Raw genomic sequence first — 12,621 nt, 5'->3', positions numbered from 1 at the left:
TAAAAACGTGAGCGGGCATTAAAAAGAATAAAATCACTGCGTCACCTAAGACATTCTCTCCACCGAGCGAACCGAGGCACTTTGCGACACCGGGATAATGAGGTGATTTTAACTAACGCATAAGGTGTGATTTAGCACGGCATAATTTAGCCGCGCACATTGACGATAAAAAAGCCTCGTAATAATGAGGCTGAGTGTTTTTATATCAAGACGATATTGTTGAATGCTAAAGCTTTTTGATATTAGTTTTTTGGTATTAAGCAATTTAATGCTGAATCTATTCAAAACTCACTTTAACGACACCATTTTTATACAATCCGATGTAAAGCACTGTTTTACTTGATTCTTCAACTGCTAATAGGCTTCTTACACCACCTTCAAGTCCATCCTTTTCATAGGTATAGGCTTGCCAATTCTGACCATTATCCTGACTTACTTCTAAAATAAGCGGTTGAATATCAGCGCCTTTACTCCAACCTGCGGTAAAGAGCCTATTATGATCTTTGGGATCAAATACTGGCGAAAAATGAAAGCGATAGTTTTGCTCATTTAACAATGGTTGCCAAGTATCGCCATAATTAATTGTGTGGACTATCCCACCTTCACCACTGGCAATAATGCGTTCACTGTTTTTTGGATCAACTAAAATCTGATAAATCACGCTTGGACTAGGTAAATGATCGCCAATAGCCTGACCATGCATGGTAAGTGAATATGTCTCGGTATTAAATTGCTCTAAGATTGGATTTTCGATGGCATTTTGTCCGCCATACCAAACATCTTGCTTTTCTTGATGTAATAAAATTGAGCCTAGACCACTTCCCATTGACCCCCACAGCCCCTCTTCCACAGTCCAAGAACGCGCAAAGTCCGATGAACTCGCCAGCACATTAGTTCCCGTAGCATACAATTGTTCCTTTTTAGGGTCATAAACAAGTGTTCTTGCTACTTCATTCATTGATCCATCAGTGCCAGAATCTTCACCGCCAAAATCATCATCGAACAATTGCCAAGATGCTCCAGCATCCCCACTCTCAATAAAAAATGCACGCTCTGCTTGCTTTACGCTTGCTATCCAATGAGTATCACTAATTATAGCCATATCTAAAAGGTGATAAGTGGTATCAGTCAATGCATGCCATTGAGTGTCATAACGATACAGACCTTGGTCGGTCAATGCGATTAGCTGGTCATTAACTTTCAGCAGCTTTTCTACTTTGTGACGTTCCAACCCAAACTCAATAAATTTAGGAGCTACGGCTTCTGGTATTAGGCCACCTTTATCGTTAGAGCCCGAGTTACAACCGATAAGTAATAAACTTACAAAGGTAAGCACTAGAAGAAAATAATTGTTGTTATACATAATCAACCCTGATTTTTTTACTTTTATTATTAATTAACAAGATTAGCCAAGGTTAAATTAAAAACTGTAATTCGATGTAATCAAAGTAAGTTATTATGTTGTTAAGCAAATACATTTTCACCGCGAGCAAACCGAGAGGCTACGCTGAAAGTGACTCAATTTATTACTACAGCGTAATAATCCAACATTAATAAACTACATATTGAATTAATCGCCCGTAAGTTGTGATGAAACAGGCACAATTCAAAACCACAAAAGCAGAAAAAAAAGCCCCATGTGATCATGAGGCTGAATGTTTAAAAACGTAAAACAGTTTTATATAGATTTCCACTAAGCAAAACCATAACACCAACAATATAAAACCCACCCTATCACTCAAGATGCCAAATGTGAGGGTCATTTTTAAATGCTTTATCTAGCGGCCTATTTACGTAATTTAAGGCAATAAATGCGTTACACACAATTTATTACCAAATGGATCGCGTAAATAACCCAAATACAAACTCCTTTGGGCAACAGTTCGAACGCCTGGCGGCTCTTCGCACGTTGTACCACCATGGGTAACACCCGCAGCATGCCATGCCTCTACTAATTCGGGGCTACTCGCTCTCAAACCTATTGTCATTCCGTTACCATGGGTGGCAGACTCACCATTAACTGGCGTGGTAATGCCCAAAATGCCCTCTTTGCTCATATAAATACAACGCCCTTTGGTATCAATCACCCCTTCTGGGTAGCCTAACACCTTCATAATCGCATCGTAAAAGATCTTAGACTTCTCGATATCGTTTGAACCAATCATAATATGACTAAACATACTTATTCCCTTTATTTCATAACGTTGTACACACTCTGCAACATCTAATCATGGCTGTCTAGGGCGCGATAAAAAAACGAGCAAAATAAAAAGACATATAAAAGCATTTTCAACTATCCCCTTGATTTTAAATATTAAATCTGAAATGCAAAAATGAGTAAGAAATTGAATAATGAATTGAATGATATAAATTGGTAACTGGCTGTTAGCACAGATTTTATTGCGTCAATGTGTGAGCTGTAATGCATTTTGTATCGCTTTTAAAAATATGTATTAAACACATTTTCACCACTGAGGCGCTGCGCAGAAGATTAGAAAGTTTATTACCTCGCTTCATGATTCAATAAGCTACTGAGAGCACCGAGACGCTACGCGACACAGAGGGCTAAAACCTATTACAACACCTAATTTGTAGGTCGTGATTTATCGCGACAATACTATGCTTTTGGGGTAATTGTGAGATAAAAACATTTCACCACCGAGCGCCCCGAGGCTAAAACACATTACAACACTCAATTTTTAGGTCGTGATTTATCGCGACAAAACACTGGTTACCTGCAAATCAAAAAGCCCCAACACTGGCTGAGGCTGAATATTTATAATGAAATAAGCATAATTATACCAATTAGGTAAACATGGACTTTATAGATTTATTTAAGTGAAAGGCAAAAAAAAGACTCTACCCTGCTGCGCAGCGGCTCGGTGTTCTCTGTTGTAAAAAATCACAATTTAACACGTTTGAGTCTGGCTAAATCTCAACAAAAACCTGTCGAGCTTCCTCTCACAGCCCTTAATCATTGACTGCTACCGATAACGATTAGTTCAGGTAAAAACACGTACTTGAATAATTTAACATCTTGTTTTGTTTTAACTTTGTGCAAAACTGAGTCATTGTAATGCTTTTTAATTCAAAGATACGGATATCAAAACCCCTCTTACCTGTAAGCGTCGCGCCTACTTCAAAGCATTTATTATTACGCGTTCGCAGCTTCTAGTAACACAGTGGCTTTCACTCCAGTTACATCTTTGCGATTACTGACACTCAATTTGCCACCTTGTTGTTCAATCATATTACGGCATAAGGTTAAGCCTATACCTTTACCTTGAGATTTAGTGGTGTAAAACGGCACAAATAGGTTATCTGGGTTGGCAATTCCGCAACCGTTATCAAGCACGGTTATTTCAACCCATGGCCCTTTGGGCACAACCGATATGATTATTTTTGCATTGCCTTTACTGGCTTCAATGGCATTTTTAAGGAGGTTGACCATTACTTGCTCTAATAACACTTTGTCAGCACTGACAAACTCTGCGTTTAGTTGGGTGTCGATGGGATAATCAAATAACGTCGTCACCGTTTCAAGGCATTCAACCAAATTGACAGGCGCTAAATGGACATCGTAATCTGTGGCTAGACTGGCATAACGATTAACAAATTTCATTAGGCTTTCACTGCGCTCGCCAATCACGCACAATGCCTGCAGTACATCTGCTTCTTGATGTTGCGCGGCCAACATGTGCTCAAGTGATTGTGCGAGCGATTTAATGGGGGCTAGCGAGTTATTGATTTCATGGCTCAGCACTTTAGTCATTTTATGCCAAGCGGTTTGCTCGGTTTGGTACACCACTTGTTCAATATTCGTCAGTACCACCAACTGATATTGCTGCCCTTGCATCACAAATTGGCTGTGGCGTAACTGCCATTTGGCAGACAAAGTGACATCGGCAAAACGCCAATCTGCGAGATACTCATTACCTACTTGTTTTGCCGTAAAAAACAAACCAAATAACTCAGCTTGTGAGCGCTTCATGCTGCGCCAGGGTTTATGGCACCACTTAGAAAACGCTTCATTAGCATGTTGTAACCGCCCTTCGGCGTCAAATAAACCAATGGGGGTAGCCAGTTGCTCTATCAGTCGTAGCACTAAAACAGCTTGTTGATCATACTGGTTTTTTCGGGTCTGTAAGTCTTGTGCCATCAAGGCAATTTCATTATTGAGCAAGCTCACTGCGCCTTGGATGAATCTGGGGTTAGCACGCTGGCTGTAATCTTCTTGTCGCATCGCTTCAATCATGACAGATAAATTATAAAAAGGTGAAAGCGCGGCACGGGTGCAATACCAGCAGGCAAAAGCAAACGGCACACTTGTCAGTACCATACTGGTCACTATCACTAAGGCGGAGGCTTGAGCGAAATAAAAAACCATGCATAACAAGCTGAGCACTAATAGACTGATGCCAACTAAAAAATGCCTTAAGAGCTGCTCAAGTGACGTTACTTGCCCTACAAACTTCATTTAAATCGCCTTTATTTGGTTTTAATATTGAATTTTTCGAGGCGTCGGTAAATCGCGCTTTTACTGATCCCAAGCAATAACGCGGCGTCTTCAACCTGATTATTACATTGAGCCATCGCCATTTTGAGCAATTTTAGTTCCGCTTCTTCTAAGGTCATCAAGCTCAACGCAGGTATTGGGTTAGCTTGTTCAACCTCATTGTGACTGCGCTTAAGCGACAAATCACTTGGCCCAATGTTGCCATTTTCCGTCATCAAAACAGCACGTGCCATCATGTGGCTAAGTTCACGAATATTGCCAGGCCAAGAGTAAGTTTGCATTACAGCGAGTGCTGCTGGTGTTAAAGTAGGTGGGTTGAGCTGATATTTTTTACTGTGAAGTGCAATAAAATGCTCTGCCAATACGGTTATATCTTCAATCCGCTCGCGCAGCGGTGGGATCTCAAGTTCAATGGTATTGAGCCTAAAATAAAGGTCGGTTCTAAACTCAGCGCTTGCGATAAGTTGCTCAAAATCTGCATTTGATGCACACAAAATCCGACAATCAGCGATATGGGTATGGTTATCGCCTATGCGTTCAAACTCGTGCGACTCCAAAACTCGTAATAATTTGGCTTGCTGGCCAAGCGTTAGCGTACCAATTTCATCTAAAAATAATGTGCCTGCCGCTGCAGTGGTAAAACGTCCCTCTCTATCTTGTTTGGCATCAGTAAACGCCCCTTTTTTATGACCAAACAATTCGCTTTCAAACAAATTTTCGGGAATAGCCGCGACATTCACGCCAACAAAAGCACCGCTTCTGAGCGATTGTTGATGAATATACTGGGCAATACAGGTTTTTCCGGTGCCATTTTCACCGCGTAAAAACACCGTAGCGTCAGTTTTAGCAATGCGGTCGATTTGGCGCTTAAGCTGCTGCATGGCGGGGCTATGCCATAATAATGATGCTGATGAAGATGACTGTACTTTGGCCCGATTAATCGGCGTGGATACTCTTTCAATATCTGCAAGGGCTAAATGTTTTTTCGCCATCATCAGTACTGCGTGATTATCCCAAGGTTTGGCAAAAAAGTCCTTGGCCCCAAACCGCATAGCCTCAACCGCTAAATTGATACTCGACCAAGCAGTCATGGCAATAATGGGTGGCGCTGATACACCTTGCATTTGTTTTAAGAACTTAAGCCCTTCATCACCCGAAGTAGTATCGAATTCATAGTTCATATCCAGCAAAACTAAATCGATGGAGTTACCTTGTATTTGTAAATGGGCCTTGGCTAAATCACTGGCCTCAAGCACAGTAAAACCATTATTTTTAAATAGAAATTTTAGGCTTAAGCGCACATCGGCTTTGTCGTCGACAATTAATACTGTGTGGATCGTCATGGTGAGTGGCCTTCTGTAATTCCTTAAAATTATTGGTTTTCCTTGATAATGCGAAACGAGTATAACGAAAAAGTGCACGCATACTAAGGTGCACTTTTTTGTTTTTCAGTTATTACTCAATACGAAGTGCTTGTAGAGGATCACCCGCAACCACTTTTTTTACCGGTAAATAACAGGCCAGTGATGCAATCAGCAGCATCACTGGTAAGGTGATAAATACCATTATTATTTGCCCTTCAAACGCCACACCTGCGATTCGAGTTAACAACAAATAAGCCATTACAGCAAATAATACACCTGCAATAAGCCCTGCTATTACAGGTCTCATGCTTTGTTTTAGCACCATGTTAATAACGGTATGCGTATGGGCACCAAGCGATAAATGAATACCAAGTTCATAACGGCGCATTTGCACACTGTAGCTAAGGACACCATAAATCCCCGCAGCCGCTAAACTTAATGCTAATGCAATCAGACTAATAGTTAAAATGGCCACCAACTTGGTTTCACGTAATCGGTTCTCAAGCGATTGCGCCAAAGGCGTAAACTGGCCTACAGTTAAATGTGCGTCAATTTGTTTTAGCTGCGCCTGCAAAACATCAATCGCTAGCGACCCTTTTACTTTAACCGAAAAGCGTAAATTATTACCACGATAAGGCACATAATAGCGCTCTTTGGCATACTCGCGTCGACCATCTGGCACATAAATATCACTCACCACGCCAACCACAGTCAAAGGGTTTTCAGGCTGAACTTGCAGCGTTTTGCCTATTGCCGATTGTTGGCCAAACAGGCGCTGGGCTAATGATTGGCTAATAATAATTTCAGTCGGAATGCTGTGCGACGACGTAAACTCGACAAACGTGCGCCCAGCTAAAATAGGATGTTCAAACAAGGCAAAGTGGCCTGAATCAACATAACCAGTGCTGACAATACCTTGCATTTTCGCTTGATCATCATATAAATAATTTTCCCACCCCATTGCCAATGCCGATGCTTCGGTACTGGCAACATCACTAATCTGTGGCAACCTAATCAGGCTTTGTTTAATTTGTTGCGATAAAGCAAAACGGTCGGCTGGTGCTAACTGCCCTTCATCAACACTAAGATAATACACATTATCAGTATTGAGCCCGGTTGGTTTTTGCAAGCGCTCAATGGCAGGGCTCAGCAGTGAAGTGGCACCAAAAAGTAATACTGTTGCCAGTCCAACTTGAGTTGCCACCAGAACATGGCGCGTTGTGGTCGATATTTGTGCGCCAGTCCCTTTACCACTGCCTTGTAGCTGACAATTGAGTGCCACATAATTTATTCGGGCACACGAAAGCGTCGCCATAACCAGTGCCAACCCAATACTAACCAAAAAGCTCACAACCACAGTGACAACATCAAGCTGTACCTGCTGCAACCGTGCAAACATATAATGTAAATCTTGCTCAAGCCATAACATCACCCAGCCTGCCATAATCAAACCAATAACACAGGCTGCTAAACACAAAATTAAAGCCTCGGCAAACATGCTACTCAATAAATGTTTTGGCAACGCGCCCAGCGCGGCTTGGATTGCCATAACCCGCTGTTTTTGAGCCGCGCGCGATAAAAACAAATTAGTCATATTGGTGATTGCAATAAACAGCAAGGTAATAACTCCTGCCAGTAACATCAGCGCCATAGCACTGCTATCGGCAATAATTTTAGCTTTGAGTGGTACAAAATGTGCGCCTATGGCGGTATTGGCAGCAACGGCTTCTCGACCTTGATATAACGCATTAATTTGCTCCCCCAGTACACTGCTTGCTTGAGCTAATGTCACACCAGGTTTTAAGCGAGCAATGCCATTAACACCGCCTGTTATGGCATTCCAATGTGAGGTGAGCGATACCTCCTCATTAAAACTCAACCATAAATCAACTGGAAAATTACCAAACACCTCAGGCGGAATAAACGAAGCAGCACTAACGCCTATAATTTGATAATTATCATTACCAATGCGCGTATATTGGCCAATCACTGAAGGATCACTGGCAAAATGTTTTTGCCAAATCGGGTAGCTTAATACCACCACTTGTTGCTTGGCATTAAGCCCTTGGGCAGCTGTGAAGTAGCGCCCTAAATGCATAGGCACATCTAGCAAGGTAAAATATTCAGGTGTTACTTTAACCCCTTCGACATATGGACTGCCCGCTACATCATTGAGCTTGTCGCCATGTAATGACATCAGCGCCATTTTATCGATATGCGTGGTATTGGTATAAATTTTAAATTGTGCAGATAAAATCTGAAAACCATATTGAGTCTCGCCATTAATGGTTTCACTTTGATCAGTAGTGATCAATGAATCACTATCAGGATATGGCAGCGCTTTACCAAGTACTAAATAGTTAATATTAAGTACCACAGCCAAAGCAGCTAAGGTGATCGCTAGCGTTGAAATTACCGTGAGGCTAAACCCAGGCAACTTCATTAAACTCATCATGGCAAGTTTTACGTCATGCTTAAAAAAGTGTTGCAACCATTTCATACTGCAAGCTCCAAACTAAGCTCATCAGCCATTACACCATCGAGTAAATACAGCTTTCGTTTGGCCATATCGGCATAACGCGGGTCATGTGTCACCATACAAATAGTGGTGCCATTTTTGTTAAGTTCACCCAGCATTTGCATCACGGCATCGCCATTTTTCGAGTCTAAGTTTCCCGTTGGTTCATCAACGAGTAATACAGCTGGGTCGTTTACCAGGGCGCGCGCAATAGCAATACGTTGCTGCTGCCCACCGGATAATTGATTCGGTTTATGTTTAGCCCGATGACTCATTTGCACTTTTTCAAGGCAGGCACTGACCTTTTCTGCCACAGCTTTATCTGACAGCGGTACATGGCGATACCTAAGTGGCAAGGCGATATTATCAAATACACTTAACTCATCGATTAAGTTAAACGATTGAAAAACAAACCCAATATGCTCATTACGAACCGAAGCGCGCTGATTAATACTCAAGTTACTCACATCCAGATCGCCAATAAAATACTGCCCCGATGACGCAGTATCGAGCAACCCTAAAATAGCGAGCAAAGTCGATTTACCACAGCCAGACGGGCCTGAAATCGATACGTAGTCACCAGCAAAAATCTCTAAGTCTATGCCTTGTAACGCATGGGTTTCCATTTCGCTGGTAACAAATTTCTTAGTGATATTGCACAGTTTAATTTTGCTTACTTGGCTCATAATGTGTCCTTAATTTTTATTTTATGCAGCGGGTTAAATAACGGTGAGTGTTGAAAAAGCCAGCCAGCGGGACATATCCGATAGGATAAACTGGTCCGCAAGCTTGGCACCAGCAACAATTTCTATTTTGTCGTTGGTTTGCTCGCCAAACTGAACGTGAGTGGCCATGGCACTGTCTTTTTCTTCATTGAGTAAAAACAAAGTCGCCTCGCTAAAAGGGCTGACGTTGACCGGTTTGTCGATGAAAAGCACATTACGCCGCACCCCAGTTTCAATGATCCCTTCAATATTAAGTTCTGGGCGCGCATTAGCGGTTAGCAGTGAGGTGAGCGCCACTTCAACTTGCACACTGCCGTTATTGATCACTGGATCAATGCGGCTCACAGCACCTGAAATAACCCCCGCTCGGGTATTAATAGTCACCACTTGACCAAGCTCAACTTGTTGCATCGTAGCTTGCGGCACATTAAGTAATGCATACAAATCTGTGGTGCTACCAACAAGCACCAGTTGCTGACCAAAACTGACGGTTTGCCCTAAATCAACATGCAGCGATTGCACCACTCCAGTGATCCCTGCGGTAACCGTTAAGCGCTCTTGCTGTGTTTGTGCTTGAGCAAGCACCGCCTGTTGTGCCTCGGTATTTGATTGTGCAATGGCTAAATTAGCCTGATGCAACTGCGCCAATTGAGCAATACGTTGTTGCTCAATCTCTAAGCGACGGGTTAATTGACGCTGCTCCAATAAAGAGCGTTGAAACTCAATGTTTGAGACTATGCCATTGGCGATGAGCTGACTTTGTGCATTAACTTGTAAATCGGCACTTTCGAGTGCCGAACGTAGCGTTTCCAATTGCGCCTGCTGCGCCAATAATTCTCGCTGCTGATTGATTTTTAACTGTAAAAATTGATTATTACTTTGATTAAGTAGCCTTTTGGCTTCAATCAGTGCTTGGCTGACAAGAGGATCTGATAGGCGTAAAATCACGCTATCAGGTGTCACTAGCGCACCAGGCTTTAGCACTATTTCTTCAACCGTCGCATTGCTTTGTGCGGTTAATAAACGTGGTGTTTTTGACTTTAAGCGCCCATAACCTGACACCTGTAATTGTAAATCACCTTGTTGTACTTGACCGCTCCAAAAATCGCTACTGGCAATACGCTGCTGTGCATTGGGTTGCATCATTAACCATACAAAAGCCCCCATGAGCACAGCCGCTAAAACCAATACTTTTAAATAAGGGGTGTGTTTTTTATTACTGACTAAGATATCCATTTAGCACCTCTTGTTACCATTGCTTGTTATGGTAATTCAAAGGCCGTGCCAAACTTTATTCTTTTGTTTTTAAAGCGTTTTTAATTTATAAAAGTGCTTTATAGGGTATTTAATTTATGATTTCGCCACAGATTTTTTCGAAATCATAAAAAAGCCAGCATCAATGCTCTGGCTTGGTAAAGAGGCAATATGTGCGATTAAGTTGATAGATCACGGTGACGTTTGCATTAGGCTCGTCCGTTAATGTGTCACCGTATAACGCAGGTTAAAGGCTTGTTTTGTGGCTTTAAGCCGCAACTATATGAATTGTTATTTCCAGCTCATTACACTATCGTAGCTTTCACAACTATGCACAGCATCAGCAGCATCGGTAATAAACACTTGCTGCTGCTTCGAAACTGGATAACTGAGATACTCAGAACATTGGGCGCTTTGACCATTGCCCACCACAACTTTGGTTCCTGGCTTTAATGTGCATTTCACCAACTTATCTAGGGGTGACCATTGATAACAAATTTCATAGTTTTCTCTATATTGCGCGGTATTGCCTGAAGGCAATTGAAATGACCACCACTGACCAAACTGGCTATTGGGGTTTGTGCTATTCCATGCTCGGTAGATTGTCACCTCATCAATACTTTGATACACCGCGCCCTGACATAACTTACCTTTTAAAGGCTCTCCGATTGCCTCTGCAAGAAGCTCTGAATCTTGAATCAACTTAAATCGATCACTTAGTTCAGCTACAATCCCAGTATTACCGACACATGACTGCGCTGAAGATTGAACTGATGGCAGCTCTGATGATTGCCCATCAGCCCAAGGGTTAGTTGCACAACCCTGAACTGCAACAAGCAATACGCAGATTAAAATCCTTTTCATTTAATTCACCTATATTTTATTCGTAATCGCAGCGACATAACGAGTCTATATAAATGCTCGTTTATAATTTTTTCAATCATAAACGAACAATATATCAGTACCCATATTGGGTCAATCTTGAATTGAATTATAAGATTCTGATTTATCGTTTTTTTGATTTGTTTGTATAGATCTATATGTTTTTCAGATAAATTTTGACAATAAAATTCAAGATCATCTTGCCCACCCTTAACCTATAAATCAGTAAGGCAAAAACAATAAAAAGAAGTCACTGATACTAAAATTGAAAGGGAAAATCTCACTCAGTATTACTTTAGACTTTTAACGCTAAAAACCGACTTGTTGAGGCGAAGCAGGAACGTGCTGCAACGCCTAGCTAGACGCTTTTAATTGGCACTAAGCTCATAATCGAGCTCATATAAGTGCTGACCATTTTCTATTTTTATCGACATTTTACCTGAAATACCACTTAACTCCCCTGAGCCAGAATCAGGTACTACCTCAAGTACTAAATGATCTTTTCCTCGATGCATAGTGCCGAAATGTTGCAATACAAAACAACCTTGCTTACCTGATAAAGTACCTATAACTTGCTCAATAGCAACATAACCAGCCGAACCTTTTGTTGTAGTCATTGCGCTAAGCATTTCGCCTTTACTTATAGCTTCTAAAGCGCCCGTAAATATTTTATCAATAGACATACGGCCTAAATTCACACCGTTGTTACCTTTTGCGTAGAAATCCATCGGTTGTAATTTGACTTCAAACTCACCTGAAACTTTCATTTTATTTCCCTTTTTTAAAAAGCAATTTTAAGATGTTTAGATAATAAGCTGTAGCAAATCAGCACGCCACAAACGTTAATCGTTGGCTAACATGTGTCTTGAAACAAAACCGAGCTAATTGTTTTTGTTCCGTTTAAAGTACTTCTTAGCAGTTTACTATACTGAAGCTAGATTTTTAGCCATATCCGCACAAGACTTGGCAAATTTTGAAATTAAACTTTCGAACCAAAAATCATCTTTAACCTGAGCTTTGGTTAAGAGATTGACTAACGTATTGATATTGAATTGGTAAATGTTTTTTCAAGTCTGCGCCGGAAACTTTTAAGGATAACAAGGCGAATTTACGCGTCAATAGCTGGCCTATTGCAAGTAAATTCAACGCAGTTAGCGTTGAAAGTAGCCGCTGAAGATAAATTTATTATCCAGAGCTCAGGTTCTTTAGTTATGTGGATTACCAGAGTTTTTGTGCTCCAGTTCCACTAATTGGATTTGTTTAATTATGCTACAGAGTTCCAATTTTTACCCAGTGTATTGAGAACTTCATCTAACTCATAAACAACAATATTTTCAAACAGCTAACCGACTGACGAAGTAG

9 protein-coding genes are annotated in these 12,621 nt (G+C 41.3%); all 9 read right to left on the bottom strand.

Going from position 1 to position 12,621, the window contains the following annotated elements; all coding sequences use genetic code 11:
- Positions 1–277: 277 nt before the first annotated feature.
- Complete coding sequence (locus tag PTUN_RS18830; RefSeq protein ID WP_009836354.1) at positions 278–1,363, bottom strand: beta propeller repeat protein; 1,086 nt, start codon at positions 1,361–1,363, stop codon at positions 278–280.
- Positions 1,364–1,799: 436 nt separating this feature from the next.
- Complete coding sequence (locus PTUN_RS18825) at positions 1,800–2,180, bottom strand: VOC family protein (RefSeq protein ID WP_009836356.1); 381 nt, start codon at positions 2,178–2,180, stop codon at positions 1,800–1,802.
- 974 nt (positions 2,181–3,154) lie between these two features.
- The gene (locus PTUN_RS18820; protein WP_009836357.1) at positions 3,155–4,477 is read right to left on the bottom strand and encodes a sensor histidine kinase; all 1,323 of its coding nucleotides are present in this window, start codon (positions 4,475–4,477) and stop codon (positions 3,155–3,157) included.
- 11 nt (positions 4,478–4,488) lie between these two features.
- Positions 4,489–5,859: a sigma-54-dependent transcriptional regulator gene (locus PTUN_RS18815; protein ID WP_009836358.1), complete on the bottom strand. Its 1,371-nt coding sequence runs from the start codon at positions 5,857–5,859 to the stop codon at positions 4,489–4,491.
- A gap of 112 nt (positions 5,860–5,971) precedes the next feature.
- Positions 5,972–8,380 (bottom strand): ABC transporter permease, encoded by a 2,409-nt coding sequence (locus PTUN_RS18810; RefSeq protein WP_009836359.1) that lies wholly within the window; start codon positions 8,378–8,380, stop codon positions 5,972–5,974.
- Complete coding sequence (locus tag PTUN_RS18805; RefSeq protein ID WP_009836360.1) at positions 8,377–9,084, bottom strand: ABC transporter ATP-binding protein; 708 nt, start codon at positions 9,082–9,084, stop codon at positions 8,377–8,379. Before PTUN_RS18805 ends, PTUN_RS18810 begins: the two co-directional genes overlap by 4 nt.
- A 33-nt stretch (positions 9,085–9,117) precedes the next feature.
- Positions 9,118–10,359 (bottom strand): HlyD family secretion protein, encoded by a 1,242-nt coding sequence (locus tag PTUN_RS18800; protein ID WP_009836361.1) that lies wholly within the window; start codon positions 10,357–10,359, stop codon positions 9,118–9,120.
- Positions 10,360–10,668: 309 nt separating this feature from the next.
- Positions 10,669–11,241 carry a hypothetical protein gene (locus PTUN_RS18795; protein WP_009836362.1) on the bottom strand — a complete coding sequence of 191 codons (573 nt, stop codon included), beginning with the start codon at positions 11,239–11,241 and terminating at the stop codon, positions 10,669–10,671.
- A gap of 386 nt (positions 11,242–11,627) precedes the next feature.
- The gene (locus PTUN_RS18790) at positions 11,628–12,026 is read right to left on the bottom strand and encodes a DUF3224 domain-containing protein (protein WP_009836363.1); all 399 of its coding nucleotides are present in this window, start codon (positions 12,024–12,026) and stop codon (positions 11,628–11,630) included.
- Positions 12,027–12,621: the final 595 nt, after the last annotated feature.

This window comes from Pseudoalteromonas tunicata, assembly GCF_002310815.1.
Classification (GTDB): Bacteria; Pseudomonadota; Gammaproteobacteria; order Enterobacterales; family Alteromonadaceae; genus Pseudoalteromonas; species Pseudoalteromonas tunicata.
Note: the sequence above shows the minus strand (reverse complement) of the source record. Positions and strands in the feature narration are given on the sequence as shown.